This is a genomic window from Plantibacter sp. PA-3-X8, from assembly GCF_003856975.1.
GTDB lineage: Bacteria > Actinomycetota > Actinomycetes > Actinomycetales > Microbacteriaceae > Plantibacter > Plantibacter auratus.
Genome location: NZ_CP033107.1, coordinates 284,618 through 310,195 on the forward strand (window position 1 = coordinate 284,618; position 25,578 = coordinate 310,195).

The window sequence follows — 25,578 nt, forward strand, 5'->3', positions numbered from 1 at the left end:
GGAGAGCGGCGGCGGCCTTCGACAAGCTCAGGGACCGGGAGAGGTGCGCCGCCCTTCGACAAGCTCAGGGACCGGGAGAGGTACGCCGCCTTCGACGGGCTCAGGGACCAGGGAGGGAGCAGCCGCCCCTTCGACAGGCTCAGGGACCGAGAGGGGGCCCGTCCGTAGACTGGGCGCCCATGGGGGAAACGAACGCAGTCACGTCAGGGTCCAAGCAGGTGTGGATCGTCGCCGGAGCGCTCCTGGTCGGGTCGGTGCTCCTCGGCCCACTCGTCCAGATCGGGTCGTTCCTCGGGCCGACCGGTGGCATCCTCGCGACGTTCTTGTCCGTCTTCTCGATCGCCCTGTTCGCGATCGGCTCGGACCGTTCCAGCAGCGTGACCGCGAGGCGCCCGCTCGGCACAGGCGCCCTCATCGCGCTCGGCATCTGGATGACGATCAGCTCGTTCGTCCGCGGTTTGGCGACGATCCCGGCCGCCATCGAGACCTTCCTCAGCTTCGGCTACATCGACCTGCTCGTCCAGTTCGTGCTCGCGGCCATCGCGACGACGCAGATCGCGCGCGCCGGAACCGTGCCCCGCCCGTGGAACCTCGCGCCGCTGTGGGTCGTGGCGGTGACAGCAGCATCGTGGGTCGTCCAGCAGATCATCGTCGTGGCGGCGGGTTCGAACGTGTCCCTCTTCGTCCCGATCATCGTCATCCTCGACGGGTGGGTCCGTGTCGTCGGCCCCGTCTTCCTCGGGATCGTCGCCATCGCCCTCGCCAGCCGCGAGTCGGCCGTCGCTGCTTCCATCCGGGAGCAGGAGTCGTAGGCTGTCGGGAATCGACATCGGGGACGTCACATGCATCGACGCATCGCAGCAGGACTCATCGCACTCACACTCGCCGCCGGGCTGAGCGCCTGCTCCGGCGGAGTGACGAGCTATGCCGACCTCGAGCGCGACCAGGCCGACAAGGATCGGCTCCCGGCGAGCACCATCGGAGCCGGCAGCGACGACCCGCTCACGATCGACGCCGACACGACCCGACTCGTCGCCGTCCAAGGCGACACGGAGATCTTCCTCGCGTCGGCGACGGAGCAGGGTCAGTCCCGGATCTGCATCATCGTCTTCGCGGAGACCGAACCGTTCCGGGCCTGCGGCAGCGGTGACCGCGTCAGTATGAGCGACAGCGTCAACGAATACACGGTGCTCTCCGACGCCGTCGTCGACACCGCGCTCGACCCCGCCGAGGACTGGACGAAGATCAGCGAGAACGTCTTCACCCGCCCGGTCCAACCGACGACGAGCGACACGCAGTAGCGGAACATCGGACGCGAGCTATCTGGGCAGAAGCTCGATCTCCGCGAGTACTCGAGAGAGACTCGGACTCACCGCGGCCGCCTCTGTGGGGCGCCAGACGGTCGAGGCATACTCATTCAACTGCGAAACATACAACGGGCCTGCAGCGCCTCCCGCTGCAGTCATGTCGCGCTTCACATTGCGCGAACGGGATTGGGCACACAGTGCGAGGAGAACGCGCTTGGCGTGCGGCGAGGACTCCGGATCCTGCGGAATGCGGTTGACCGGAACATGGAAGAACGTCGAGAAGGACTCGCGGTCAGCCATGAGCCACGCTTCTGTCATCGAGTGCGCAATCCGAAGGCTGAAACCTGGCTGCCAGTCCACGATTCCCGAGGTGAGCCGCGATCGAAGCAGGACCGGACACTCCGCATCGGAGTCGCGAAACACCACCCAAGGAAACTGAGCTGCTGCGCGGTTATAGTTTGGGATCTTCGGATCCAGCTTGCTCTTGCCTCCCGCGACGATGATCCTTCCGACCTGCTGGCCTGCCGCCAAGACCACGGCTCTCGCCGCTTCGCGATCCGATTCCCCCTCGACCACGACATTGATCATCTGCGTTTTCGTCCGACCGCGATCAGCCCGGAGAGGTCCTGCGGGGCGATCAAGCCGTCGACGATCTCAGAAGCTGGTAGCTCCGCCGCGAGTTCGCCGGCGACCTCCTCGATGTCAGAAAGGATATGTGCCACCGTCCCATCGTCTGTCACACGGAGCACCAGCACCTCGGCGGGACGCACACCCTCATCATTCAAGAGTTCAGGAGCATGCGTGGAGAGGATCACCTGGAGTGCGCGATCTCGCTGAGCTGTCGCGAGAACGGTCGGCAGCGTTCGAACGATTGCAGAGTTGAGAGAAAGCTCGGGCTCCTCCAAGAGTAGGACGCCGCCGTTCGCTGGTGCGCTCACAAGCGTCCAGAGCAGCCCGACAAGTCGAAGTGTGCCATCCGAGAAATCGACCTCACTCTGGCGAGCGGGTGTCTCGCGCCAGTTCTGGTAGCCGGCAATCAGGTGCGGCATCCCAGACTTGTCCACCTCGAGTCGGAGGGATTGGAACTCAGGGACGGCCGAGCGGAGAGCTGTCTCCATTCGACGGAACCACGCCTGGCGGGTCTTCACCGGGACAGCGTTCATCTGAGCGATGAAGTTGGACCCGAATGGGTCGTTGGCACCGGCACCAATACGAGACGGGTCGCGAATGATCTGCGGGACGAGATGGAAGTACTGAACCTTGGCGAAGTAGTCCGCGAGAACACGGAACTTCTGGTTGGCGGCAATCTGCTCAAGGTGGGTCTGCGTCAGCCGGACCGCGTCGCCCTCATCCGACTCATCTGGTCGGTTGAGGAGGACGGTTCCATTGTGTTCCACCACTTCCTCGTCGACGATAGGCCGGTTGAAGCCGCCTTTCTCGCCGCGGATGGCGATTCGGTAGCGCCAGGTGTCGCTTCCATCGGCAAGCTGGAGGTCGATGATCAGGCGGCCCTTTTGGTGGTTGCGGGCGAACAGGCTCCTCACCTTGCTCAGTCCGCCGCGACTCTCGATCGCAGATGCCAGGCCGCCGCCCGAGGAGGCGATATCGCCCAAGAAGCGGAAGAGATCGAGCAGATTCGACTTGCCTGACGCATTGGGTCCGACGACGAAAAGACGATTCTCGAGCGGCACGTCGAGCGTCTTGAAGTTTCTCCAGTTGCTCGAGGTCAGATGCGTGATGTGCATGCCGCCTCCGTCCAATGGTCGCGCTCGGGCCTGAAGCCCCAATGATACGGACTGGGTTCTCGCCAGCGTGGCTGGGGTTCGCGCATCGAGGCCGGCTAACGCGCTCACAACCCATCCAATCGTTCATGCGGAATGCAACCGACGCGGCCACCTTCGTCCGACAGGTGCGGCCTGACTTCTCAGACGACACACATCGGTGAAATATATGCAGATCAGTGTAGCGCCCAACGTTCGCACCTGACCACCATGCAGAACGCATCCAAAGACAGCGTCGCTGTAGCGAGACCTAGGAGACGAGTCGCTCGCGCAGGCGTTCGCCGGACGGGGCGGTGTCGCGCCGGGTCGGGCTGATCGTCGCCCAGACCTCGTCGAGGGAGAGGCCGAGCACCTCGGCGATGGCGGCGATCGTCGAGAACGCCGGCGTCGCCACCCGGCCCGACTCGATCTTCCGCAGCGTCTCCGGCGAGAGGCCGGCATCCAGGGCGATGTCGAGCATCGAACGCTCACCACGGGCCTCGCGCAGGAGCGCACCGAGGCGCTGACCGCGTTCGACATCGGAGGGGGTGAGCGGGAGGCGGACCATGCGCCCAGTGTAGTACGGGATAGTTTGACCGGTATAGTTATTGGACGAGCGCCGTTCGCGGCACGAACACCACCGCACCACGAACGCAGCACGCCGATGGAAGGGCCCCGCATGATCGAGATCTTCACCCCCACCGAGGTCGCGAAGGCACGTCGCACCGGCGAGCTCGTCGCGAACATCCTCCACACGCTCAAGCACCGCGTGACGGTCGGCACCAACCTCCTCGAGATCGACCGCTGGGCCAAAGCGATGATCCTCGAGGCCGGCGCCGTCTCCTGCTACGTCGACTACGCACCCTCCTTCGGTCGCGGCCCCTTCGGCCACTACATCTGCACCGCCGTCAACGACGCCGTCCTCCACGGCCTCCCCCGCGACTACACGCTGGCCGACGGCGACCTTCTCACCCTCGACCTCGCCGTCCTCCTCGACGGGATCGCCGCCGACTCGGCCATCAGCTTCGTCGTCGGCACGGCGACCCCCGAAGACCTCGCGCTCATCGAGACCACCCAGGAGGCCCTCGCCGCCGGGATCGCCGCCGCCAAGCCGGGTGCGAAGATCGGCGACATCTCCTTCGCGATCGGCACCGTGCTGCGTGGCGCCGGCTACCCGGTCAACATGGAGTTCGGTGGCCACGGCATCGGCACGACGATGCACCAGGACCCGCACGTCTCGAACGACGGTCGCGCCGGCCGCGGCTACAAGCTGCGCCCAGGCCTGCTCCTCGCGATCGAGCCGTGGGTCATGGCCGACACCGACAAGCTCGTCACCGACGCCGACGGCTGGACCCTCCGCAGCGTGACCGGCAGCCGCACCGCCCACAGCGAGCACACCATCGCGATCACCGAGGACGGCGCCGAGATCATGACGCTGCCGACCGTCACGTTCTGAGCACCCGAAGACCTGCGGAGCACATTCGACCGGCCCGGCACACCGTGTCTAGGCTGGTGAGATGACCGACGATCGCCGCACGGTCCTCCGGGGCCGGTACCTGAGCCTCGGACTGGGCGAGCTGTTCGCCGCCGTCGTGTTCATCTGGGTCGCGTTCGTCTCGGCGCTGCCGTTGTTCGAACGGCCAACCGACGCGCTCGCGTTCTGGTCGGCCCTCGTACCGCTGCTGGTGATCCTCGTGCAGGCCGGCGTCTACTGGCTGCTCGCCCGGCGGTGGGTCAAGCAGAGCACCATGCCTCCTGGGCTGGCCGCCACCTACCGCGGGTTCCGCGTACTCGACGCAGTCCTGCTACTCGCCGGATTCGTCGGCATCATCGTCTGGTTCCCCGCCCACCCCTTCGCGGCCATCGGCATCCCGTTCGTCTGGCTCCTGGGCGTCATCGAGTACGTGAACTACTTCGTCGTCCGGCTCGCCTACCCACCGTCCGTGTGGTTCAAGCGGATCGGCGAGTGGCGCACGCCTCGACTCATGCAGGACGTCCGGGCGGCTCAGCGGGGCTGAAGGTCAGCGAGCGGCGCTGAGCCCGTCGATCCACTGCGCGAACGTCTGCACGCCGCGCTGCGCACCCGGGCCGACCAGGGTCGTGCCGTCGCGCATCGCCTTGCCGAAGCCGCCGGGCAGCGGGATCTGCACGACCGGGCCACGGATGCCCGTGGCCGCTGTGTAGGCCTTGACCATCGCGGTCATCCGCAGTTCCTCGGGGCCAGCGAGATCGGCCGGGCGCCCCTGCGGCTCGCCCTCCGCCAGCTCCACCAGGCGCTCGGCGACTTCGCGCGCGGCGATCGGCTGCGAGGTCATCGTCGGCACCATCGTCACCGGCCCGAAGCGGAACCGCTCGACCATCTGCTGCGCGAACTCGTGGAACTGCGTCGCCCGGAGGATCGTCCACGGGATGCGCCCAGTGCTGACGAGTTCGTCCTGCAGCGCCTTGCCCGCGTAGTAGCCGAAGGGCGCCTTGTCGCTTCCGACGATCGACAGCGCGACGTGGTGGGGCACGCCTGCGGCGCCCTCGGCCTCGAGCAGGTTGCGGGTGACCGCCCCGAAGAACTGGCGCGACTGCTGGGCGGACTGCGTGGCCGTCGAGGTCACATCGATGACGACGTCCGCGGCCTCCAGCTGCTGCGCGAGCCCGGCTCCGGTGGCGAGGTCGACGCCGGTGGCACGCGACAGCACGACCACCCGGTGTCCGCGCTCCTGGGCCACCGCGACGACGTGTCGCCCGACCATCCCGCTGCCTCCTGCGACGACGATCTTCATGCGACACTCCCCTCTGCTCGACGGATGTCACTCTATCGGCGGGAGGAAGCAGCCGTTCTCGACCGTGATCCGCAGCACGTCGGCATCGGGTCGGAGCTCCCGTTCGAAGATGATGGCGTCGTCGCGGAGCTGCTCCGACAGCTCCAGCTCGCCATAAGAGGGCACGATGAGCTTCGACCGGAACTCGTCCGAGTCGGTCGCGAGTTCGAGCGGCGGCGCGTACCCGTTGATGAGGTCGACGAGCACGGCGCGACTCGTTCCGACCGGCAGCTCGACCTCGACGACCATGCGCGCCAGCTTCGTGGCCCGACCGGACGGCGCCAGGCTGCTGCAGGGCGCCTCCGAGGCCTGGGGCGAGAACGCGAACGGCTGCCCACCCGTCGCCGTATTTACCATCTGCCCGAGGAGGTCTGCAGCCACGGCGAACACCTCGTCTCGGGTGGGAAGCTCGTCGTCACGCTGAGGAGCGCTCGGGTCGATCACCGGCGCCTCGGGCACCGTCGAAGCACGATCAACCCGCGGCTCCCCGACCTGACCCGTGCAGGCGACGATCACCAGCGCGAACACACTCAGCTGGGCGACCACTGCGACGACGATCGCCATGATCGAGCGCCGCCCGAGCGCCTTGGAACGGCGCCCTGGCGGCGGCTCCGCGCGCGCATCGGTGGTCATTGCGTCCGGGATCGTGTCCACGCATACTCCTGTCTGGCCGTGAGTCGCGACGAAGGCCGTCGCGATGCTGCAGCGACGGTATCGATCGGGAGCCGGTCGACGGCTCGACAGTTGGTGGGCATGACGCGGCGAGCGCGGATCGGGCGTCTGTGGAGCGGCGTCAAGCGTGTGCGCCGCCGACGAGTTGCAGGCATGTTTACCACGGTGTATAACAAATCTGCACTTCGAGATACAGATCCGGATCCGACCGATCAGCCGTTCCCGAAGCGCGTCTCCCGACCGAACCCGACCAGGAACCACCCGACCCCGATGACGACCCTGCAGCACCCAGCCACCACCGGCTCCATCCCCACCCCACGCCCGCAGCTCGCGGCACTTCCCCGCACCCTGCGTCGCAGCATCCCGGCCGAGCAACGCCAGCTGTTCCGCACCCTTGCCGCCACCATCGGAGGATTCACCCTCCTGGCAGGCCTCGTCGGTGCGCTCATCACCGGCTGGATGATGCTGCTCGCACTCCCGGCCGCGGCGATCCTCCTCGGCGCAACCGCTCCCTGATCGATCGGCCGAGCTACATCCCCTTGGCGGGTAACCCTCAGAAGTGCGTCCGCAGGAAGGGCGCCGGCTCCGTCGCGAAGGCGAGGTCGAGCGCTCGGACCGCTGCCGATGACCCGGTGATGAGCCCTGCTTCGGCGAGCGCCGACACGCGCGGGCCGCCGAGGAGGACGGCCGACAGCTCGTTGATGGTGAGGCGCACAGCGTCGTCGTCGGTCGATTCCGGCACGTCGCCGATGCGTTCCGCGACCGCGGCACCGTGCTCGTCGATGCGGAACGCGAACCGACCGCCGGCGAGTCCGAGGGCGTCCTCGACATCGAGCAGGTGCTCGCAAGGATCGGACGCCGCAGGGACGGTGAACCGGCGCGCGCCGAGCACGGTCGGCACGTCGACGATCCGGAGCCAGAGCGAGTCGGCTCGCGCGACGGTCTTGACGGCGCGACGGTCGACGAGTCGCCACTGGATGGCTTCGACCGTCGGAGCCTGGTGGAAGGTGACCTTCGTGGTGAGGCTGATCCCGGTCAGGTGCCGCCAGAGCGCGTAGCGGGCCTCCGGGGCGGTGGCGACGAGGTCGTCGACGACGATCGTCCCCCACTCCTCGCCGACGCGGTAGAGCGCGTATCCCTGCGGTTCGCCGTCGGCGTCGTCGTAGCGGAGGGCGAGCGTGTCTCCCTCACCGTGGCTGAAGTGGCGGATGGTCACCTCACGGAGGGCCTGCTTCCACCAGGCGACCCCGCGGTCGATGTCGCCGGTGCCGCGGGAGCGCTCGAACAGCCCGGGCGCGACGGTGGCGAGCGAGCGCGGGTCGAGCGTGTGGACGCGGCCGGCGGGCGGCGCACCCCGCCAAGCGACGCGCTTGGGGTCGACCTCGTGCGTGAACTCCCAGGTCGCCGGGGCGAAGCCGTAGCGACCGTAGATGGTCGCCTCGCTCGCGGTGAGCGCGACGACTGCGGCACCGGTGGCCTTCGCGTGGTGGAGTCGGTTCTCCATCAGTGACCGGGCGATCCCTCGACGTTCGTGGGAGGTCGAGACGGTGACCTCGGTGATGGCCAGGGCGCGGACGGTGCCGCCGGGGATCGACAGTGCGGTCGGGAAGGAACCGAGCGTGCCGACGGGGACGAGCGGTTCGGCCGCGGTGTCGTCGTAGACCCCGAGGATGGAGCTGCCGACGAGGAGCTGACGCCGCTCGGCACGCACCGCCACGTCGGTATCGGGCTTCGAAAGGAAGCCGCGGGACGCTGCACCCCACCAGAGGTCGAGGGCGGCGTGGTCCGTGTGGTCGAGCTCGACGGTGCGCAGGTTCATGCGACAAGCCTATTGGGGTGGTCGGAACACAGGAGATCGGCGCGAGAGCAGGACGGGCGGGCGCGAAGCGTCCTGCTGTCGGGCGGATGTCCTGCTGCCGCGCCGCGAGGCGCGCGGCTCAGGCGACGTAGACCTTGCGGAGGGTCTCGCGGACGGTCCAGGTGGTGCGGGCGCCGGCGGCGAGTCGGCCGATGGAGCCGGCACGGAGCTCCAGCGACGGGGTGCCGTCGGCGAAGTCGACCGTCGCCTCACCAGAGAGGACCACGAACACCTCGTCGATCTCGGTGTCCTGCACGACGCCGACACCCAGCTCCCAGACGCCCACCTCGGTGTCACCGACGGCCGTGAGGGACACGATCCCGCTCCGCGGCGACCCCGAGACGACGTCCTCGGGCGCGAGCGGGTTGTCGGCGAGCGCCACGTCGGCACCCTGGAGCACCGCATTCGGAGCGAGCAGGTGGTCGGTCATGAGGTACCTCTCTGAGCAAGACGGAGACGAGCGGGGTCGGCGCAGCCCGACGACCTACCCGACGCCCCAGCCGTAGGCGAGCTTGTGGGCTTCGAGCACGAAGAAGGTCTCGGTCGACCGCACCCCTGGCGTCGGCTGCAGGGTGTCGAGGAGGAACGTCTTGTAGTGGTCCATGTCGCGGCACACGGCCTCGACCATCACGTCGAAACCACCGCTCGTGAGCACCACGTAACTCGTCTCCGCGTGCTTCGACAGCTCCTGGCACACCCCGCGCGCCATCCCCGGCTCGCAGCGGATGCCGATGAGCGCCAGGTGGTCGAAGCCGATCGACAGCGGGTTCGCGATGCCGACGATCTGCAGGATCCCGGTGTCCTCGAGTCGCTGGATCCGGTAGCGGACGGACGAGGCCGGCAGCCCGGTCTCGGTGGCGATCTCGGAGAACGCCTTCCGTCCATCCTGCTGCAGGATCGCGATCAGCCGACGGTCGATGTCGTCAAGGTCGTTCATGTGGCTCCTCCGGCAGCGGGCGGATGGTCATCTGGCAAGCGTAGCGAGGGAAGCCGTGCGGCCCGGGTGCGGTGTCCGCCCCACCCGAGCCACGAGCCCCGGCCGACCGACCGACCCGAACGCGGGCGGTCGGCCGAGGCGACGCCGATCGAGCGGACCGAGGGAGGTCGCTGATCGGCGGATCGGTCCGACTAGCGGACGTGGATCGCGCCGGTGCGGAGGTCGGTCATGTCGTGCAGCGTGTACATGCCACCGATCCGACCCCAGCCGGTGCCCTTGCCACCCGCACCACCGAACGGCATGTTGATGTCCCACCAGCCGTTGGAGTCGTTGACGATGACCTGACCGGTCTCGAGCTCCTCCATGAAGCGGTAGGCCTTCGACAGGCTCTCGGTGAACACCGCGGACTGCAGGCCGAGCGCGTCGGCGTTGGCGATACGGAGGATGTCGTCGTCGTCCTGCGCCGTGAGGATGGGGAGGACCGGACCGAACGACTCCTCGCGCGACAGCAGGCTGTCCTCGGAGACGCCGTCGACGATCGTGAAGTCGTAGTAGAGGTCCGTCGGGTGGCCGGTGGCACGACCGCCGCCGAGCAGGATGTCGAAGCCGAGCGAGCGGGCCTCGGCGAGGTGGCGGTCCATCTTCGCGGCGACACCCTCGTTGTTGAGCGGGCCGAGGTTGATCCCCTCGTCGAAGGGGTTGCCGAGTCGCACGGTGGCTTTCGCGTAGGCGAGGGCGGCCTCGACGAAGGCGTCGTGGACGTTGTGGTGGACGATGAGCCGCTCGGTCGCGCAGCAGACCTGCCCGCCGCTGTAGAACGCGGAGTCGACGGCGGCCTTCGCGGCTCGTTCGATGTTCGCGTCCTCGAGGACGACGATCGGGCCGTTGCCGGAGCACTCCATGAGCGAGCGCTTGAGGCCCGCGGTGCGGACGATCTTCGCGCCGGTGGCGGAGGAGCCGATGAAGCCGATCGCGTCGATGCCGTCGTGGGAGACGAGCTCGGAACCGAACGCGCCGTCGCCGGGGAGGACGCTGACGAGCCCGGCCGGGACGCCGGCCTCGACGAGGCAGTCCATCGCCGCGAGGACCGCGAGGGGCGTGTTGCTCGGCGGTTTGACGATGCAGGCGTTGCCGGTCGCGAGGCCCGGGGCGACGAACTCGCTGAACATGAGGAGCGGGAAGTTCCAGGGCGTGATGATGCCCCAGACACCGACCGGCGCGCGCCAGGTGAACATGCGCTTGTCGATGTCGCTCGACGGCAGCGTCTCGCCGTAGAGACGGAGGGCGTCCTCGGCGTGGAGGTGGAAGAGCTGCGCGGCCTCGGCGATGTCGGCGATCGACTCGGCGAGCGGCTTGCCCTGCTCCAGCGTCTGCAGGCGGGCGAGCTCCTCCACGCGGGCGTTGATGGCATCACCGACGCGGTGACAGATCTCCGCGCGCTTGAACACGCCGAGCTTCCGCCACTCCCGCTGCGCCTCGTGCGCACGTCGCACCGCCTCGTCGAGTTCGGCGGTGCCGGCCACGGGGATCGACGCGATGACGTCACCGGTGACGGGGCTGATCACCTCCGAGCGCTCCGAGCTGGTTCCGTCGGTGAACTCGCCGGCGATGAAGAGCTGGGTGCGAGTGGGTGTCGGCAACGTGGTCATTCCGGACCTCCTGGTGTCGTGGCTGGGCCGACGACGCCGAACAGCGTCGTGCGGATGTCGTCGGGAGAATGTGGGATCAGCCTAGGACCTTGCGATTCCTCGAACAAGCAGTATTGTTTCGTCAAAGTTACGATTACAACAACGAGACCGACACGATCTTGTCGTCACAACAATTCTTCGGCACATTGAGTGCACCAACAGCGAGACAGCGACGTCCCGTCCCCCACGAATCGAGAAGAGCCCATGTCGAACGAACACGTCACCAGCACCGACGAGACCACGCACCTGCCGAAACGGATGCGCTGGTTCGACGGCTTCGCCATGGCGATGACCATGCCCGCCGCGCTCATCGCCACCCTCGGCGCCTCCATCACCGGCCTCGGCGGCTGGGGGGCCGCCGTCCTGTGGGCGATCTCCATGATCCTCGCCATGGGCGTCAACTGGATCTACACCGAGCTCGCCACCATGTTCCCGAACTCCTCCGGCGGGATCGCGCACTACGCGGCCGAAGCGTGGAAGTCGCGTGCACCCTGGGTCGCACCGATCACGGGCGTCGGCTACTGGCTCCCCTGGGGCACCAACCTCGCCACCTACGGTGCGGTCACCGGGGCACTCATCCAGGCGCAGTGGTTCCCGAACGAGGACTGGGTGATCCAGCTCGGCCCGATCTCCATCACCTTCCCGATCCTCATCGGGCTCGGCGTCATCGGCGTGATGTACCTCATCAACGTGATCGGCGTCCGCGTCACGATGGCGTTCGTCTACATCACGGCGGGCATCCTGCTCATCCCGCTGTTCGTGTTCATCGTCTTCCCGCTGTTCAGCGCCGACTGGGCACCGCTCGACCTCACCTGGAAGCTCGAGGGCATCGAGGGCCTGCACACCGCGATCGTCTGGCTGTACATCATGGCGTGGACCACCTTCGGCATCGAGGTCTGCGCGACCTTCGCCCCGGAGTACCGCGACTCGGTGAAGGACACGACCAAGGCGATCAAGGCCTCCGTCCTCTTCTGCCTCGGCGTCTTCTTCGTCATCCCGCTGACCCTCGGCGGCTACGCGGGTGAAGCGGCGATCGCCGACAACCCGGCGACCTTCTTCGTCGCCAGCTTCGCCTCGCTCGTCGGTGGCGCCGCGGACGTCATGGTGCTCTGCCTCATCGCCTCGCTGCTGCTCATCATGACCACCTCGGTGGCCGACGCCTCACGCGTGCTGTTCAACATGGGCAAGGAGCGCGTCACCGTCCCGTCACTCGGCGTGCTCAACCGTCGCGGTGTGCCGTTCCGCTCGCTCAACGTGATGCTCGTCATGAACGTCGTGATCCTCGTCGTGCTGCAGAACCCGCTCGCGATCATCGTGACCGGCAACCTCGGCTACATCCTCACGCACTTCTTCGCCGTCTCCGGCTTCTTCCTGCTGCGCAAGGACCGCCCCGACGCCGTCCGCCCGATCCGCCTGCCGCGCTTCTTCGTGCCGCTGTCGGTCGTGCTGTCGGTGCTCCTCGCGATCATCCTCATCGTCGGTGCCACCGGATTCTCCACCACGGGCTACGGCGGGTTCCTCGAGCTCGGCATCGCGCTCGGGCTGCTCGCGCTGGGCGTCGTGATCTGGCTGTTCGTGCAGCGGAGCACCAAGCGCGACGCGGGGCTCGGGACCGACGGGGCGTCCGCCGGAACCCCACGTGCCGAGGCCGAACGCACCGACGCCGCCCGCACCGACTGACCGCGCACCACGCGACCGCACCGAACCACGCACCACAGGGGACCCACCATGAGAACCACCTACGAACTGGCCGAAGAACTCGCCGACACCGCACGCCTGCGGGACCAGCTGGACTCGGCCGAACCGGAGCCGTACTGGCTCGACGACCCGGCACGGCCCGCTCCACTCCCCCGCCTCGAGGCGGACGTCGAGACGGACCTGGCGATCGTCGGTGGTGGGTACTCGGGCCTGTGGACCGCCCTGCTCGCGAAGGAGCGCGACCCGGACCGCCGGGTCGTGCTCCTCGAGGGCCGGCGCATCGCGTGGGCCGCGTCCGGTCGCAACGGCGGGTTCTGCGAGCCGAGCCTCACCCACGGATCGTCGAACGGCAAGAGCCGCCTGCCGCACGAGTTCGACCGTCTGGAGGAGCTGGGGCGCGAGAACCTGCGCGAGATCGGCGAGACCATCGCCCGGTACGGAATGGACTGCGACTGGGAGGAGACGGGGCTGCTGCAGGCGGCGACGGCTCCGCACCACGTCGACTGGTTGCGCGAGAGTGCCGAGGAGCACGGCGCCCGGTTCCTCGACCGCGAGGCGATGCAGGCGGAGGTCCACTCGCCGATCTTCCAGGCCGGCCTGTTCGAGCCCACCGGAGCGGCGCTCGTCAACCCGGCCAAGCTGGCGTGGGAGCTGCGACGCGTCTGCCTCGACCTGGGTGTGGAGATCCACGAGTACACGCACGTCCGCTCGATCCGGTCGGACGCGACGTCGGTCACCCTGACGACGACGCACGGCTCGGTCGTCGCGAAGCACGTCGCCCTCGGCACCAACGTCTTCAAGGCACTCATCCCGAGTGCCCGGAAGTACACGGTGCCGGTCTACGACTACGCGCTGATGACGAATCCACTCTCCGCCGAGCAGCTCGAAAGCCTGGGATGGAAGGGCCGTCAGGGCATCTCCGACCTCGACAACCGCTTCCACTACTCGCGACTCACGACCGACGCGAACGGGTCGACCCGCATCCTCTACGGCGGCTACGACGCGGTGTACAACTACGGCGGGCGCGTCGAGCCGCGGTTCGACCAGCGCGAGGAGTCCTTCCTCAAGCTCGCCGCCCACTTCGCCCACACCTACCCGCAACTCGCCGACCTCGGCTTCTCCCACAAGTGGGGCGGCGCGATCGACACCTGCGGGCGGTTCTTCTCCTTCTTCGAGACCGCGCACGGCGGCAAGGTCGCGCACGCGGCCGGGTTCACCGGCCTCGGTGTCGGGGCGACGCGGTACGGCGCGAACGTCATGCTCGACCTCCTCGCCGGCGCGCCGACCGAGCGCACGACGATGGACTTCGTCCAGAAGAAGCCGACGCCGTTCCCGCCCGACCCGCTCGCGTTCATCGGTGCGCGCATCTCGCTGTCGGAGATGGCCCGAGCAGACCGCAATGAGGGCAAGCGCGGGCTCTGGCTCCGCGCGATGGACGCCGTCGGTCTGGGCTTCGACTCCTGAGCCGGGTTTCGATGCAGGAGCCGCAGTCCAACCCATGACAGGCGGAGCCTGGTTCGATACGGTGCAGGTGGTGGTCCCGCTCACGTCGAACCCGCACAGCTCGCATCGGCCGGCAACGGACACCGCACCGCACCAGCAGCACCTCAGACAAAGGAGCACACCAGTGAGCGACTACGCCGTCGTCAACCCCGCGACCGGAGAGACTCTCCGCGACTACCCGACGATCACGGACGAGGAGCTGCAGCAGGCGATCACCGCCGCGTCCGCCGCCCACGAGGAGTGGTCGCGTCGCGCTCCCGTCGCCGACCGCGCTGCGCTCGTCGCCCGCGTCGCCGCCCTCCACACGGAGCGCCGTGAGCAGCTGGCCGAGATCGCCGTCCGCGAGATGGGCAAGACGTACGAGCAGGCGCTCGGCGAGGTCGACTTCGCCGCAGCGATCTACCAGTACTACGCCGACAACGGCGAGGCCTTCTCCGCCGATGAACCGATCGAGTTGTCCGACGGCACCGGCTCCGCGTTCATCCGTCGTGCGTCGCTCGGCGTGCTGCTCGGCATCATGCCGTGGAACTTCCCGTACTACCAGGTGGCGCGGTTCGTCGGCCCGAACGTCGTGAACGGCAACACGATCCTCCTCAAGCACGCACCGCAGTGCCCCGAGTCGGCGCTGGCGATCGCGCAGATCTTCGACGACGCCGAAGCCGAGCTGGGCGCCCACGACTCCGTGTACGTGAACATCTTCGCCACGAACGACCAGATCGCGACGGTCATCGCCGACCCGCGCGTGCAGGGCGTCTCGGTCACCGGTTCGGAGCGCGCGGGTTCCGCCGTCGCCGAGCTTGCCGGCAAGCACCTCAAGAAGGTCGTGCTCGAGCTCGGTGGGTCCGACCCGTTCATCCTGCTGTCGACCGACGACCTCGACGCCGCCGTCCAGGACGCCGTCAACGCCCGCATCGACAACAACGGGCAGTCGTGCAACGCCGCCAAGCGGTTCATCATCATCGACGAGCTGTTCGACGACTTCGCCGCGAAGTTCACCGAGGTCTTCACCGCGAACGCTCCGGCCGATCCGATGGCGGAGAGCACGCAGCTCGGCCCGCTGTCGTCGGCCGCAGCGACCGAGCGACTCGGCGAGCAGCTCGGCCGCGCGAAGGCACAGGGCGCGACGATCCTGGCATCGGGCGAGCCGGATGGGAACTTCTTCCCGCCGGCCGTGCTCACCGACGTAACGCCTGAGATGGACGCGTTCCACGAGGAGTTCTTCGGACCCGCCGCGTCGCTGTACCGGGTCGCGTCGGAGGAGGAGGCGGTGCGCCTCGCGAACGACACCCCGTTCGGCCTCGGCTCCTACGTCTACACGACCGACCAGGAGCAGGCGCTGCGGGTCGCGGACGGGATCGACGCCGGCATGGTGTGGATCAACCTCGTCCTCGGCGACGCGGCGGAGTTGCCCTTCGGCGGCGTGAAGCGCTCCGGCACCGGCCGTGAGATGGGCAAGCCCGCGATGGACGAGTTCGTCAACAAGAAGCTCATCCGCATCGCCTAGGTGCTGCGGCCCCGGTCGCCGAGCTCGCACCACGGTCACTGACGCCCCATCCAGTCTCTGAGCTCGCACCACCGGTCACTGACGCCCCCATCCGGTCACTGAGCCTGTCGAAGTGCGGTCCCGCCCCGCGTTGACCGCCCTTCGACAAGCTCAGGGACCGGGATGGGGTGCGCGCGAGGACCGGGACACGGTGCACCCGCTCACCGCGCTCCTCACCCGCGGAACGCTTTCCGGTCACTGAGCTTGTCGAAGTGCGGTCCCGTCGTGCGGTCGCTGCCCTTCGACAAGCTCAGGGACCGAGAGGAGTGCGACTCAGGGACCGGACCGGGATGGTGCAGCTCAGGGACCGGCACGGCAGGGTGCGGCTTGGGCACCGGAACCCCTGCTGGGGTTCGGCGGCAAGCGGCGGTCACCCCGAACCGTGCACCCTCTCCGCTCCCTGAGCCTGTCGAAGGGCCCACGGAGGCACCTCGACAAGCTCAGGGAGCGGGGTGGGCTCGGTGACCGGGGTGGGCTCGGTGAGCGAGGTGGGCTCAGCGGCCGGGTTGCGCTCAGCGACCGGGACCCGAAGGACCTTCAGCCGTCGGTGAGCTGGAGGGCGCTCCACAGCTCGGCGCGGTCGCCGAAGCGCGAGAGGTCGAGGTCGAGCAGCGACTCCAGCGTGGTGATGCGCGCCCGGAGGGTCTGCCGGTGGATCCTGAGGCGGCCAGCCGCCTGATCGGTGACGCAGTTCGCTTCCAGCCACGCCCGGGCCGTCTCCACGTGGACCGCCCGAGCCTCGGCTCCGAGCCCACCCAGCGGCTCCAGCAACCGGTTCGCCAGCACCGACCCGCCCGACGCGCTCAGCAACCCGAGCAACCCCTGCTCGGCGAGTGCCTCATACCGCACGAGTCTCGGCGTCTCCCCGGCCGACGCGCGCGCCCGCTCGGCCTCGGCCAAGCCGTCCCGCAAGCCCTCCCAGCTCGTCCTCGCCGACACCCCACCCGACAGCCCGTGGCGGCCGACGACGGCGTCCCAGAGTCCGGTGTCCGCGTCGCTCGACACGATGACGATCCGCTCGTCCTGCTCGGCGAAGAACAGCTTGCCGCCGTGCGCCGCGGCCTGCACGTCGAGCTCCGAGAGGAAGCCCAGCTCACCCACGGGGATGTCGACCACGGCGACGCGGATCGGGTCGGGCGGCAGCGGCCCCCAGAGCCGCTGGGCGGTGCGCTCGGCGACGGCGCGGTCCCCGGAGAGCAGCAGTTCGAGGAGCCCGGAGCGCAGCTGCCGGCGTGCGAGGTCGAGGGCGCTGTGCTGCTCGAGAGCGATGCTCGCGAGGCCGATGACGCTGGAGACGAGGTCGTGCTCGGCGTGGTCGAGCGGCACGCTGGACCCGACGGCGAGGATGCCCCGCAGCTCGCCCCGGCGACCAAGCGTCAGCAGCGTCGCACCCTCGGCTCCGTCCGCGAGGTGCAGGCCGGCCCGCGACCCGCGGCGCAGCACCTCGGCGACAGCCGTCTCCACACCCTCCGGCACCGGCTCGCGCGTCCTCGTGGTGACCCGGTTGCCGAGCGCGTCGTACAGCGCGACCCAGCAGCCGAGCTGCTGCCCCAGCTCCGCGAGGATCGCCGTCAGGCCGTCGGGTCGGAGCGCCGCCCTCGCGACCGCACGCTGGGCGGCGAGCGACCATTCGAGCGACGCCACGCGCGCGGCTGCGACCGCGTCGGCGACGAACCGGATGATGCCGATGAACGGGGTCCGCTCGCCCACCTCGAGCAGGGTGAACCCGTGACGCTCGCATGCCTCGACGAGACGCTGCGGGATGTCGGCGTGGATGATCCCGGTGGCGAACCCGAGCGCGAGCACGCCCCGGGCGGAGAGGCGGCGGACGTACTCGTCGGCGCGGCGGTCGGCGAGCTCGTCGCTCATCTCGCCGGTGAACTGCATGCCGTCGGTGAGGAGCAGCTGGCCGGGTTCCAGCCAGGGCGTCGGGTCGCCGAGGTCCGAGCTGTGCACCCAGGCGATGTCGCGATCGAGGACGTCGGCGTCACCCGCGACGACGAGGCCGAGCTTGAAGACCGGCTCGGCCATGAGCGTGCGCAGGGACACGTTCGAGGACGCACGGCCGATCTCGCCAGCGATCACTGAAGTGGTGGACATGTGCCGAAGCTATCACCAATCCCGCCATGTACATCAGACGCGTCGATTGCCAGGCTGCAGGAGTGATCAATGACTTCCTCTCCGGCCTCGACAACGCCGGCGTCCGCGACGCCGACACCCAGCGCGTCCTGCACTCCTGGTCCGCCCAGAGCACGCTCAAGCCACTCCCCATCGCGGGCGGCCTCGGCAGCACCGTGTGGGACCACGACGGACGCCACTACCTCGACTTCTCCAGCCAGCTCGTCAACGTGAACCTCGGGTACCAGCACCCGAAGGTGGTCGCGGCGATCCAGGAGCAGGCGGCCCAGCTCACCACGATCGCGCCCGCCGCGGCGAACGCGACCCGTGCCGAGGCGGCTCGTCTCATCCTCGACCGCGCCCCCGAAGGCTTCGAGAAGGTCTTCTTCACCAACGGCGGCGCCGACGCGAACGAGAACGCGATCCGCATGGCGCGCATCGCCACCGGCCGCGACAAGGTCATCTCGACCTACCGCTCGTACCACGGCAACACGGGCGCGGCCATCGTCGCGACGGGCGACTGGCGGCGCATCCCCAACGAGTACGCGCGCGGCCACGTGCACGTGTTCGGCCCCTACCTCTACCGCACCGAGTTCTGGGCGACGACGCCGGAGGAGGAGTCGGAGCGCGCCCTCCGCCACCTCGAGCGCACCGTCCAGGCCGAGGGTCCCACCTCGATCGCCGCCATCCTCCTCGAGACCGTCCCAGGCACCGCCGGCATCCTGACCCCGCCGCCCGGCTACCTCGCGGGTGTCCGCGCGATCGCCGACCGCTACGGCATCATGCTCATCCTCGACGAGGTCATGGCCGGCTTCGCCCGCACCGGTGAGTGGTTCGCGTTCGACGCGTTCGACGTGCGCCCCGACCTGATCACCTTCGCGAAGGGCGTCAACTCCGGCTACGTGCCGCTCGGTGGCGTCATCGTCTCCGAGCACATCGCTCGCGTCTTCGACGAGCAGGTGTTCCCCGGTGGGCTCACGTACTCCGGCCACCCGCTCGCCGCCGCGAGTGTCGTCGCGACGCTCACCGCGATGGCCGAGGAGGGTGTCGTCGAACACGCGAAGGCGATCGGCGCCGACCACATCGGGCCCGCGCTCCGCTCCCTCGCCGAGCGTCACGAGCTCATCGGCGAGGTCCGCGGCAGCGGCGTGTTCTGGGCGGTCGAGCTCGTCGAGGACCGCGACACCCGCGCACCGCTCGATGCGGCGGCGATGGGTCGGTTCAAGTCGTCCCTGCTCGAGGCCGGGCTCCTGCCGTTCATCAGCGAGAACCGCATCCACGTCGTCCCGCCCGCCGTCGTGACCGCCGACGAGGTCGCCTCGGGCATCGCGATCATCGACGCCGCCCTCGGCGAGCTGCGCGCATGAGCGGCGACCCGGACCCGTTCTGGGACTCGGTTTCGGGACTCCCGGCACCAGTTCCGGCACGACCAGCACCCAGCACCCCTGCACCCCACGACGCCCAGGAGCCCCCCGCATGACCACCACCGCCACGAGCACCACCCCCACCACCGACGCCGGTTCGCTGCCGGTCGTCCCGCACTGGATCGACGGAGCCGAGGCCCCGTCCACCTCGGGTCGGACCGCCCCGGTCTACGACCCCGCGCTCGGTGTCGCGACGAAGCACGTCGCGCTCGCGAACCAGTCGGAGATCGACCGCGCCGTCGCATCCGCCGCCGCGGCCTTCCCGGCTTGGCGCGACCTGCCGCTCGCGAAGCGTCAGCAGATCGTGTTCAAGTTCCGTGAGCTGCTCGAGGCGAAGAAGGGCGAGCTGGCGGAGATCATCACCGCGGAGCACGGCAAGGTCGTCTCCGACGCGCTGGGCGAGATCACGCGCGGGCAGGAGGTCGTGGAGTTCGCGACCGGCCTCGCGCACCACCTGAAGGGTGAGTTCTCCGAGCAGGTCTCCACCGGTGTCGACGTGTACTCCACGAAGCAGCCGCTCGGGGTCGTGGGCATCATCTCGCCGTTCAACTTCCCCGCGATGGTGCCGATGTGGTTCTTCCCGATCGCGATCGCCGCCGGGAACACGGTCGTGCTGAAGCCGAGCGAGAAGGACCCGTCCGCGGCGATCTGGCTCGCGAAGCTGTGGCAGGAAGCCGGGCTCCCCGACGGCGTGTTCACGGTGCTGAACGGTGACAAGGAGGCCGTCGACGGGCTCCTCACCCACCCCGACGTCCGTGCGATCTCCTTCGTGGGTTCCACTCCGATCGCGAAGTACGTGTACGAGACCGGCACCGCACACGGCAAGCGCGTCCAGGCGCTGGGCGGGGCGAAGAACCACATGCTCGTGCTGCCCGACGCCGACCTCGACCTCGTCGCCGACTCCGCGATCAACGCCGGTTTCGGTTCCGCCGGTGAGCGGTGCATGGCGATCTCGGTCGTCGTCGCCGTGGAGCCCGTCGCGGACGAACTCATCGCGAAGATCGCCGAACGCGCAGCGACCCTGCGGATCGGTGACGGACGCCGGAACTGCGACATGGGCCCGCTCGTGACGAAGGTGCACCGCGACAAGGTCGCGTCCTACCTCGACATCGCCGAACAGGACGGCGCCACGATCGTCGTCGACGGCCGCAACACCCCCATCGACGGCGACCCGAACGGGTTCTGGCTCGGCCCGACCCTCATCGACAACGTCCCGACGACGTCGAAGGTGTACACGGAGGAGATCTTCGGCCCCGTCCTCGCCGTCGTCCGCGTGCAGTCCTACGAAGCGGGTGTCGCGCTCATCAACGGTGGTGCGTTCGGCAACGGGACCGCGATCTTCACCAACGACGGCGGTGCCGCCCGACGGTTCCAGAACGAGATCCAGGTCGGCATGATCGGCATCAACGTGCCCATCCCCGTCCCGGTCGCGACGTTCTCCTTCGGCGGGTGGAAGGACTCCCTGTTCGGCGACACCAAGGCCCACGGCGCCGAGGGCGTCCGCTTCTTCACCCAGCAGAAGGCCATCACCTCCCGCTGGCTCGACCCCTCCCACGGCGGCATCAACCTCGGCTTCCCCCAGAACTGAGGTTCGCGCGGCGGGGGGCTGGCCCTTCGACAAGCTCAGGGACCGGCGGGTGGTGTTGGTCCCTGAGCCTGTCGAAGGGCGGTCCCTGGTCCCGCCCTTGCCACGGGTCGGACTCAGCCGCGACAATGGCCCCGCCGACCACGACCGACGAGGGGCACCACCGATGGCCATCGAACCGACCGAGCTCGATCACTGCTTCACCGCGCCGATCGGCGTCGACGTGAAGGGCGACGTCTGGTCCTGCGTCGAGATGCCCGGCTCGGCCGAGTTCTTCGGCACCGGCAAATCCGTCCGCGTCGATGCGACCGTCGACGGTGTCGACCTCCCGAACGTCGGGCTCATGCCGACCGGCTCCGGTGGTCACATGCTGTCCATCAGCGCGAAGCTGCGGAAGCGTCTCGGCAAGGACATCGGCGACACCGTCGACGTCCACCTCACCCGCCGCCTGAGCTGAGCACAGGAGATCCGCGCGGCAGCAGGAGATCCTGAGGGAGAACCTCCTGCTGCCGCGCGGATCTCCTGTGCTCAGCCGCCCGTGACCCGGCGGATGAGGTCTTGGATGAACGGCACCACGTCCGACGCCTGGTCGACGCCCGCGAAGGCGACCGCCAGCAGTGGCCACAGCGACACGAGGAGCGCCGAGATCACCGCCGCGACGGCCAGCACCCAGGAGAGTGCGCCGTTGCGGCTGCGGACGCACCCGAGCAGGAACAGCAGCGCGAGGACGTACCCGATGAGGAGCGCGACCACGATGCCACCGACCGGGACGTTGAGCGCACCGACCGTCGCGCCGTCGGCCGCACCGATGAGCCCGAGGATCGGGATCAGCACCCCGACGACGATCAGGACGAGGAGGACGACCCCCGTGATCGCGGCCGCCCACACGGCACGCGGACGTGGGCGGGCGCCGTACGACGTGGTCCGGCTGAAGAGCGGCATGTCACTGCTCCTTCGTCGGCGCCGCAGCTTGGACGGCCGTGGCCTCGGCGGGAGCGTCCGTCACCTCGTCGACGTCAGCGACCTTCGGTGCAGGCTGGTCGTGCGTGTCCTCGTCGGCGGACTCGAGGGCGCTCGGGGTTCCGTCGACGGTCTCTGCGGTGCCGCCGTCCTGCTCGGGATCCGAAACCAGGTCGGAAGTCGGGCCTGCGTCAGCCGCCCCGACGGGCTCAGCGCCGGCGAGGTTCGAGTCGCCGTGCGTCACCTCGTCAGCGACGGTCGCGAGCGAGTCGGCCGCGGTGGCCAGCTGGTGGGCGGCCTCGGCGAGTTCCTCGGACACGTCGTCGGAGGCATCCGACACCACCGCATCGATCGGTTCGCCGCCGGCGTCGCCGTCAGCCACGAGCTCGCCGTCTGCGCCGGCGGCCGCGCCTGGCTGCTCGTTCTCCAGTGACCGGCCGTCGTCGCCCTCGGACCGGCCGGTCCGCTGCTCCACCGCATCGCCAGCGGCGTCGGCCAGGTCGGCCGCTCCGGCTCGCGCCGAGTCCACCGCGTCCGATGCAGCAGCCTTCGCCGTGCCGAGGGCATCGCCGGCGGCCTCCGCCGTATCGCCGATCGCAGCACCCGCCGCGGACGTCGCGTCACCGATGGCGGCCTTCGCCCCGTCGATCGCCTCGCCCGGGTCGGGCTCGATCGGGTCGAACGGCCCGTGGATGTCGGTGACCGTGATGTCGATGTCGACCGGTCCGGGGTGGCGGGCCTCCAGCGCCGCCGCGACGTCGGCCCGGACGGTGTCCGCGACCTCGTCGATGCTGGCCGGGTACTCGGCCACCAGTGAGACCTCGACGTTCAGCACGTCGTCGTCGGCCAGGACGTTGACGCCGGGGACGGCGGTGCGACCGAGCAGGCGGGTGCGGGCACTGTCGATGGCGCGGGCCGTCGGGGAACCGAGGGCGTGCACGCCGGGGACCGTCTCGGCCGTCGAGGCGATGACCTGGGCGAGTTCGTCGGCCTCCTGCTCACGCCGGCGGCCGGCGTCGAGCTCGACCACCGGTGCGTCTGCCGGTTCCGGCGAAGCCACCGGCTCCGACACGGTCACCGTCACCGTCGGCGTCTCGGCGGAGACCGAGTCGGCCACGGCCGGTTCAGCGGCCTCCGGACCAGCGACAGCCCCGTTCGCCGGCGCGACCACAGGAGCGGGCGCGGTCCCACCCGCGTGCTCGCCGTCGTGCGACTCGATGCGACGGACCTCGTCATCGGGATGCGCGGGCACGAGCACCGTCGGGTGCTCAGCCCGGACCTCGGCCGGGGTGGGGATGTGGTGCTGGTCCGGGTGCTTCGTGTCGTCGCTCATGCGATCCTCCTCGCACCGCGTCGGCGGTGCATCGGTCCTACTGCTGTCGGTTCGGGTGCCGCAACGGCACCGCGGGGTGTCGGGTCAGACGACCCGGTTGGTGCTGGCGAGCCGCGTGCGCAGTCCGCTGACGATCTGGATGACCACCGGGGTGGACGTCCCGAGGACGCTGTCCCACTCGTGGATGGCCGCCTCGATGTCGCGCCGCAGTTGGACGGGCGAGGCGCCGCGACGAGCGTGCGCGGTGAGGCGCAGCGTGGACTGCTTGCGGATCCGGAAGCCGGTGACGTCGACGGCGACCACGTCGGGGTTGCGCCCGATCGCCTCCTCGAGGACCTGCTCGGCGACCTTCACGTCGAGCAGGACGCGACCACCGGTCGGGGTGTCCTTCGTCCGCTGCTCGTCGACCTGCAGCAGCGTTCCGGTGTGCCCGCGGCCCTGCCGGAACACGAACCAGAGGATGACGAGGATGAGCAGCAGGGCGACGACCGCCGCGACCCACAGGATCCACGGCTGGGCGTCGATGGTGTCGTTCGTCGGTCCGACGGCTCGCTCCGCGTTCTCGCTGATCGTCCGCTGCACGTCCGGCAGGAGCGCGCCCGCGGACAGGGCCGCACCGGCCGCGAGGACGACGAGTCCCACGACGAAGATGAAGAACCGGTTGAGGAATCGATTCGTGGAGTTCATCAGGCAACCGTTCCCTTGCTGCTCACGCGGACCTTGGCGCGGAGCGCCGGCCGGTAGTCGTAGGACGCGACCTCCGCGTCCACGGCCTGCTGGATCTCGCGCTGGTCGACGCGTCGGCCGCTCGTCGGCGTGACGTCGACGCGGGCGCTCCTGGCGCCGACGCTGACGCTCACCTGCGAGGGGTCGATGTCACCGGCGTACGAGGCGACGCGGGCGAGCGACTGCGCGATCACGCGGTCGTCCACGACGGCCGCGGTGCGGTCGGCGATCGACCCGCGACGCCCTTGGCGGGCGGGGGCCAGCGACAGGACGATCAGCACGAGGCCGATGATCGCCGCGACCGCGCCGATGGCGACGAGCAGCGGGGCCGGTGCGGTCGCGGCAGTGAGCACCGCGGTGACGATGTCCTTCGGTGCGACGAGGAGCGCCGGCTGCCCGATCGCGGCCAGGACCGATTCGGTGCCGAGCCAGGCGAGCACAAGCGCGAGGATGATCGCGATCGTGATCGCGAGCGTCGACCGCGGCGAGTGGGTCTCGCGACGCACCGCGCGGCGGTACAGGGCTGGGGTGCTCACAACACCCTCCTTCGTTCTTCGAGCTTCGCGCCCGTGATGTGGAGGTCGACGCGTCCGATCGTCGACCCGGTCAGGTCCAGGCACCGCTCACGGATGCTGGTCTGTGCGCGTGCCAGGCGTTCGAGGACGGTTCCCGAGGTCCGGGATCCGGCGCCGAGCGGCGACACGTGGATGGGCGTGCTCGCGGTGACCGTGAGGGCCCCCTGGGCGTCGGAGAGCTCGACCGAGACCTCCGACGCCCGCACACCGAGTTCCTCCGCGGTGACGGCAGACACGACGCGACGCACGGCGCGGGAGCTGATCGTGTTGCGACCATGCACGGCCTGTTCGGCCGTCACCGCCGCGGTCACGACGACCGCCGCCCGCGGAGCGCGTCGGCGACACCGCGCAGGTCGAGCTTGCCCTCGAGCACGCGTCCGACGCCGAATCCGATCAGCATGAACAGCGCGACGAGGATCATGCTCCAGAACCCGAATGCGACGGCAGCCAGTGCCAGGACGGCACCGACGAGGATGCCGCGATCGGTCGTGGTCACTGGACGCGGCTCTCGTCAGCGTCGTTGTCGTCGTCCGACGGGATGTGGACGTCGGAGACGGTGACGTTGACCTCGGTGACGTCCATACCCACGACGTTCGAGATCGCGTCGGTGACGCTGCGACGGACGTCGTCCGCGACGCGCTGGAGGTCGACGGGGTACTCGGCGACGATCACGATGTCAGCGGCGACCTGCTTCTCGCCGACCTCGACCGAGACGCCCTGACCGCGGTCCTGGGCGTTGATGGCGTTGCGGATGGCGCCGATGGCGCGAGCTGCTCCGCCGCCGAGGTCGTGCACGCCGGGGACCTCGCGGGCTGCGATGCCGGCGACCTTCTGGACGACGCCGTCGGCGATGACGTTCTTGCCCGTGGAGGCGGTGGCTGCGTGGTTGGCGGTGTCGGTGGTGTTCGACATGGTGTTGCTCCTTCGGTGGCTGGTACTGCGGTTTCGCGGTCCGGGTGTCCGGTCGCGGTGCCCGTGTTCCGGGCGACATCTATGAGACTGCGCGTCACGCCCGATCCTCACGGTCGATCTCGTTTTCGTCGCGAAGCACTCAGTTTCTGGATATTCGCGACTCGTC

The 25,578-nt window shown here is 69.2% G+C and carries 28 protein-coding genes; 11 read left to right on the top strand and 17 right to left on the bottom strand.

What is annotated here, in order from left to right:
- Window positions 1-179: 179 nt before the first annotated feature.
- Window positions 180-812, top strand: a complete 633-nt coding sequence (locus tag EAO79_RS01375; RefSeq protein WP_124767503.1) for a hypothetical protein — start codon at window positions 180-182, stop codon at window positions 810-812.
- Window positions 813-842: 30 nt separating this feature from the next.
- A complete protein-coding gene (locus EAO79_RS01380) occupies window positions 843-1,301 on the top strand; it encodes a hypothetical protein (protein ID WP_124767504.1) in 459 nt (152 codons plus the stop codon).
- An 18-nt stretch (window positions 1,302-1,319) separates the two neighbouring features.
- Here EAO79_RS01380 and EAO79_RS01385 read toward each other — a convergent pair whose 3' ends face one another.
- The 3 genes from EAO79_RS01385 to EAO79_RS01395 all read right to left on the bottom strand — a co-directional run bounded on the left by EAO79_RS01385 (window position 1,320) and on the right by EAO79_RS01395 (window position 3,635).
- Window positions 1,320-1,895, bottom strand: coding sequence for a hypothetical protein (locus EAO79_RS01385; RefSeq protein ID WP_124767505.1), 576 nt, complete (start codon window positions 1,893-1,895; stop codon window positions 1,320-1,322).
- On the bottom strand, window positions 1,892-3,052 hold the full coding sequence (locus EAO79_RS01390) for an AAA family ATPase (protein ID WP_124767506.1): 1,161 nt from the start codon (window positions 3,050-3,052) through the stop codon (window positions 1,892-1,894). Before EAO79_RS01390 ends, EAO79_RS01385 begins: the two co-directional genes overlap by 4 nt.
- A gap of 286 nt (window positions 3,053-3,338) precedes the next feature.
- Window positions 3,339-3,635 (bottom strand): helix-turn-helix domain-containing protein, encoded by a 297-nt coding sequence (locus tag EAO79_RS01395; protein WP_064296801.1) that lies wholly within the window; start codon window positions 3,633-3,635, stop codon window positions 3,339-3,341.
- Window positions 3,636-3,746: 111 nt separating this feature from the next.
- On the opposite strand from EAO79_RS01395, the gene map reads away from it, so the two are divergent.
- Both map and EAO79_RS01405 read left to right on the top strand, forming a co-directional pair.
- Window positions 3,747-4,523, top strand: coding sequence for a type I methionyl aminopeptidase (map, locus tag EAO79_RS01400; RefSeq protein ID WP_079706538.1), 777 nt, complete (start codon window positions 3,747-3,749; stop codon window positions 4,521-4,523).
- Window positions 4,524-4,584: 61 nt separating this feature from the next.
- Entirely contained in the window at window positions 4,585-5,085 is a 501-nt protein-coding gene (locus EAO79_RS01405) for a hypothetical protein (RefSeq protein ID WP_124767507.1), read from the top strand.
- 3 nt (window positions 5,086-5,088) lie between these two features.
- Here EAO79_RS01405 and EAO79_RS01410 read toward each other — a convergent pair whose 3' ends face one another.
- Window positions 5,089-5,841: an SDR family oxidoreductase gene (locus EAO79_RS01410; RefSeq protein WP_124767508.1), complete on the bottom strand. Its 753-nt coding sequence runs from the start codon at window positions 5,839-5,841 to the stop codon at window positions 5,089-5,091.
- 27 nt (window positions 5,842-5,868) lie between these two features.
- Window positions 5,869-6,513 carry a hypothetical protein gene (locus EAO79_RS01415; protein ID WP_124767509.1) on the bottom strand — a complete coding sequence of 215 codons (645 nt, stop codon included), beginning with the start codon at window positions 6,511-6,513 and terminating at the stop codon, window positions 5,869-5,871.
- A gap of 309 nt (window positions 6,514-6,822) precedes the next feature.
- Here EAO79_RS01415 and EAO79_RS01420 point away from each other — a divergent pair, with 309 nt between their 5' ends.
- On the top strand, window positions 6,823-7,068 hold the full coding sequence (locus EAO79_RS01420; protein ID WP_124767510.1) for a hypothetical protein: 246 nt from the start codon (window positions 6,823-6,825) through the stop codon (window positions 7,066-7,068).
- A 37-nt stretch (window positions 7,069-7,105) separates the two neighbouring features.
- Here the strand turns inward: EAO79_RS01420 and EAO79_RS01425 are convergent, their stop codons facing one another.
- The 4 genes from EAO79_RS01425 to EAO79_RS01440 all read right to left on the bottom strand — a co-directional run bounded on the left by EAO79_RS01425 (window position 7,106) and on the right by EAO79_RS01440 (window position 10,996).
- Window positions 7,106-8,371 (bottom strand): GNAT family N-acetyltransferase, encoded by a 1,266-nt coding sequence (locus EAO79_RS01425; RefSeq protein ID WP_124767511.1) that lies wholly within the window; start codon window positions 8,369-8,371, stop codon window positions 7,106-7,108.
- A 118-nt stretch (window positions 8,372-8,489) separates the two neighbouring features.
- A complete protein-coding gene (locus EAO79_RS01430) occupies window positions 8,490-8,840 on the bottom strand; it encodes a cupin domain-containing protein (protein WP_124767512.1) in 351 nt (116 codons plus the stop codon).
- Between the two features lie 54 nt (window positions 8,841-8,894).
- The gene (locus tag EAO79_RS01435) at window positions 8,895-9,347 is read right to left on the bottom strand and encodes an Lrp/AsnC family transcriptional regulator (protein ID WP_056013555.1); all 453 of its coding nucleotides are present in this window, start codon (window positions 9,345-9,347) and stop codon (window positions 8,895-8,897) included.
- 191 nt (window positions 9,348-9,538) lie between these two features.
- Window positions 9,539-10,996: an aldehyde dehydrogenase gene (locus EAO79_RS01440; protein WP_124767513.1), complete on the bottom strand. Its 1,458-nt coding sequence runs from the start codon at window positions 10,994-10,996 to the stop codon at window positions 9,539-9,541.
- Between the two features lie 243 nt (window positions 10,997-11,239).
- On the opposite strand from EAO79_RS01440, the gene EAO79_RS01445 reads away from it, so the two are divergent.
- The 3 genes from EAO79_RS01445 (at window position 11,240) to EAO79_RS01455 (ending at window position 15,740) form a co-directional block, all read left to right on the top strand.
- Window positions 11,240-12,715 carry an APC family permease gene (locus EAO79_RS01445; protein WP_124767514.1) on the top strand — a complete coding sequence of 492 codons (1,476 nt, stop codon included), beginning with the start codon at window positions 11,240-11,242 and terminating at the stop codon, window positions 12,713-12,715.
- Window positions 12,716-12,763: 48 nt separating this feature from the next.
- The gene (locus EAO79_RS01450; RefSeq protein ID WP_124767515.1) at window positions 12,764-14,197 is read left to right on the top strand and encodes an FAD-binding oxidoreductase; all 1,434 of its coding nucleotides are present in this window, start codon (window positions 12,764-12,766) and stop codon (window positions 14,195-14,197) included.
- Between the two features lie 163 nt (window positions 14,198-14,360).
- On the top strand, window positions 14,361-15,740 hold the full coding sequence (locus EAO79_RS01455; RefSeq protein WP_124767516.1) for an NAD-dependent succinate-semialdehyde dehydrogenase: 1,380 nt from the start codon (window positions 14,361-14,363) through the stop codon (window positions 15,738-15,740).
- Window positions 15,741-16,316: 576 nt separating this feature from the next.
- Here EAO79_RS01455 and EAO79_RS01460 read toward each other — a convergent pair.
- Complete coding sequence (locus tag EAO79_RS01460; protein WP_124767517.1) at window positions 16,317-17,879, bottom strand: PucR family transcriptional regulator; 1,563 nt, start codon at window positions 17,877-17,879, stop codon at window positions 16,317-16,319.
- Window positions 17,880-17,905: 26 nt separating this feature from the next.
- On the opposite strand from EAO79_RS01460, the gene EAO79_RS01465 reads away from it, so the two are divergent.
- From EAO79_RS01465 to EAO79_RS01475, 3 genes are all read left to right on the top strand, one after another.
- Complete coding sequence (locus EAO79_RS01465; RefSeq protein ID WP_124767518.1) at window positions 17,906-19,264, top strand: aspartate aminotransferase family protein; 1,359 nt, start codon at window positions 17,906-17,908, stop codon at window positions 19,262-19,264.
- Window positions 19,265-19,373: 109 nt separating this feature from the next.
- Window positions 19,374-20,909, top strand: coding sequence for a CoA-acylating methylmalonate-semialdehyde dehydrogenase (locus tag EAO79_RS01470; protein ID WP_124767519.1), 1,536 nt, complete (start codon window positions 19,374-19,376; stop codon window positions 20,907-20,909).
- Window positions 20,910-21,072: 163 nt separating this feature from the next.
- Window positions 21,073-21,363, top strand: coding sequence for a DUF1905 domain-containing protein (locus EAO79_RS01475; RefSeq protein ID WP_124767520.1), 291 nt, complete (start codon window positions 21,073-21,075; stop codon window positions 21,361-21,363).
- 71 nt (window positions 21,364-21,434) lie between these two features.
- Here the strand turns inward: EAO79_RS01475 and EAO79_RS01480 are convergent, their stop codons facing one another.
- The 7 genes from EAO79_RS01480 to EAO79_RS01510 form a co-directional block, all read right to left on the bottom strand.
- Window positions 21,435-21,848, bottom strand: coding sequence for a hypothetical protein (locus EAO79_RS01480; RefSeq protein WP_124767521.1), 414 nt, complete (start codon window positions 21,846-21,848; stop codon window positions 21,435-21,437).
- Window position 21,849: 1 nt separating this feature from the next.
- A complete protein-coding gene (locus EAO79_RS01485; protein ID WP_124767522.1) occupies window positions 21,850-23,199 on the bottom strand; it encodes an Asp23/Gls24 family envelope stress response protein in 1,350 nt (449 codons plus the stop codon).
- Window positions 23,200-23,283: 84 nt separating this feature from the next.
- Window positions 23,284-23,886, bottom strand: coding sequence for a hypothetical protein (locus tag EAO79_RS01490; RefSeq protein ID WP_124767523.1), 603 nt, complete (start codon window positions 23,884-23,886; stop codon window positions 23,284-23,286).
- A complete protein-coding gene (locus EAO79_RS01495) occupies window positions 23,886-24,461 on the bottom strand; it encodes a DUF6286 domain-containing protein (RefSeq protein WP_124767524.1) in 576 nt (191 codons plus the stop codon). Before EAO79_RS01495 ends, EAO79_RS01490 begins: the two co-directional genes overlap by 1 nt.
- The gene (locus EAO79_RS01500) at window positions 24,458-24,811 is read right to left on the bottom strand and encodes a hypothetical protein (protein ID WP_064296820.1); all 354 of its coding nucleotides are present in this window, start codon (window positions 24,809-24,811) and stop codon (window positions 24,458-24,460) included. The genes EAO79_RS01495 and EAO79_RS01500 overlap by 4 nt, the downstream gene beginning before the upstream one ends.
- Window positions 24,808-24,996, bottom strand: coding sequence for a DUF2273 domain-containing protein (locus EAO79_RS01505; protein WP_124767525.1), 189 nt, complete (start codon window positions 24,994-24,996; stop codon window positions 24,808-24,810). The genes EAO79_RS01500 and EAO79_RS01505 overlap by 4 nt, the downstream gene beginning before the upstream one ends.
- Window positions 24,993-25,412 carry an Asp23/Gls24 family envelope stress response protein gene (locus EAO79_RS01510; protein WP_085513765.1) on the bottom strand — a complete coding sequence of 140 codons (420 nt, stop codon included), beginning with the start codon at window positions 25,410-25,412 and terminating at the stop codon, window positions 24,993-24,995. Before EAO79_RS01510 ends, EAO79_RS01505 begins: the two co-directional genes overlap by 4 nt.
- Window positions 25,413-25,578 lie beyond the last annotated feature (166 nt).

What these genes read in the sequence shown, in the direction of transcription:
- EAO79_RS01375 (WP_124767503.1), top strand. Translation starts at nt 180, where the DNA reads ATGGGGGAAACGAACGCAGTCACGTCAGGGTCCAAGCAGGTGTGGATC.
- EAO79_RS01380 (WP_124767504.1), top strand. Translation starts at nt 843, where the DNA reads ATGCATCGACGCATCGCAGCAGGACTCATCGCACTCACACTCGCCGCC.
- EAO79_RS01385 (WP_124767505.1), bottom strand. Translation starts at nt 1,895, where the DNA reads ATGATCAATGTCGTGGTCGAGGGGGAATCGGATCGCGAAGCGGCGAGA.
- EAO79_RS01390 (WP_124767506.1), bottom strand. Translation starts at nt 3,052, where the DNA reads ATGCACATCACGCATCTGACCTCGAGCAACTGGAGAAACTTCAAGACG.
- EAO79_RS01395 (WP_064296801.1), bottom strand. Translation starts at nt 3,635, where the DNA reads ATGGTCCGCCTCCCGCTCACCCCCTCCGATGTCGAACGCGGTCAGCGC.
- map (WP_079706538.1), top strand. Translation starts at nt 3,747, where the DNA reads ATGATCGAGATCTTCACCCCCACCGAGGTCGCGAAGGCACGTCGCACC.
- EAO79_RS01405 (WP_124767507.1), top strand. Translation starts at nt 4,585, where the DNA reads ATGACCGACGATCGCCGCACGGTCCTCCGGGGCCGGTACCTGAGCCTC.
- EAO79_RS01410 (WP_124767508.1), bottom strand. Translation starts at nt 5,841, where the DNA reads ATGAAGATCGTCGTCGCAGGAGGCAGCGGGATGGTCGGGCGACACGTC.
- EAO79_RS01415 (WP_124767509.1), bottom strand. Translation starts at nt 6,513, where the DNA reads ATGACCACCGATGCGCGCGCGGAGCCGCCGCCAGGGCGCCGTTCCAAG.
- EAO79_RS01420 (WP_124767510.1), top strand. Translation starts at nt 6,823, where the DNA reads ATGACGACCCTGCAGCACCCAGCCACCACCGGCTCCATCCCCACCCCA.
- EAO79_RS01425 (WP_124767511.1), bottom strand. Translation starts at nt 8,371, where the DNA reads ATGAACCTGCGCACCGTCGAGCTCGACCACACGGACCACGCCGCCCTC.
- EAO79_RS01430 (WP_124767512.1), bottom strand. Translation starts at nt 8,840, where the DNA reads ATGACCGACCACCTGCTCGCTCCGAATGCGGTGCTCCAGGGTGCCGAC.
- EAO79_RS01435 (WP_056013555.1), bottom strand. Translation starts at nt 9,347, where the DNA reads ATGAACGACCTTGACGACATCGACCGTCGGCTGATCGCGATCCTGCAG.
- EAO79_RS01440 (WP_124767513.1), bottom strand. Translation starts at nt 10,996, where the DNA reads ATGACCACGTTGCCGACACCCACTCGCACCCAGCTCTTCATCGCCGGC.
- EAO79_RS01445 (WP_124767514.1), top strand. Translation starts at nt 11,240, where the DNA reads ATGTCGAACGAACACGTCACCAGCACCGACGAGACCACGCACCTGCCG.
- EAO79_RS01450 (WP_124767515.1), top strand. Translation starts at nt 12,764, where the DNA reads ATGAGAACCACCTACGAACTGGCCGAAGAACTCGCCGACACCGCACGC.
- EAO79_RS01460 (WP_124767517.1), bottom strand. Translation starts at nt 17,879, where the DNA reads ATGTCCACCACTTCAGTGATCGCTGGCGAGATCGGCCGTGCGTCCTCG.
- EAO79_RS01465 (WP_124767518.1), top strand. Translation starts at nt 17,906, where the DNA reads ATGTACATCAGACGCGTCGATTGCCAGGCTGCAGGAGTGATCAATGAC.
- EAO79_RS01470 (WP_124767519.1), top strand. Translation starts at nt 19,374, where the DNA reads ATGACCACCACCGCCACGAGCACCACCCCCACCACCGACGCCGGTTCG.
- EAO79_RS01475 (WP_124767520.1), top strand. Translation starts at nt 21,073, where the DNA reads ATGGCCATCGAACCGACCGAGCTCGATCACTGCTTCACCGCGCCGATC.
- EAO79_RS01480 (WP_124767521.1), bottom strand. Translation starts at nt 21,848, where the DNA reads ATGCCGCTCTTCAGCCGGACCACGTCGTACGGCGCCCGCCCACGTCCG.
- EAO79_RS01485 (WP_124767522.1), bottom strand. Translation starts at nt 23,199, where the DNA reads ATGAGCGACGACACGAAGCACCCGGACCAGCACCACATCCCCACCCCG.
- EAO79_RS01490 (WP_124767523.1), bottom strand. Translation starts at nt 23,886, where the DNA reads ATGAACTCCACGAATCGATTCCTCAACCGGTTCTTCATCTTCGTCGTG.
- EAO79_RS01510 (WP_085513765.1), bottom strand. Translation starts at nt 25,412, where the DNA reads ATGTCGAACACCACCGACACCGCCAACCACGCAGCCACCGCCTCCACG.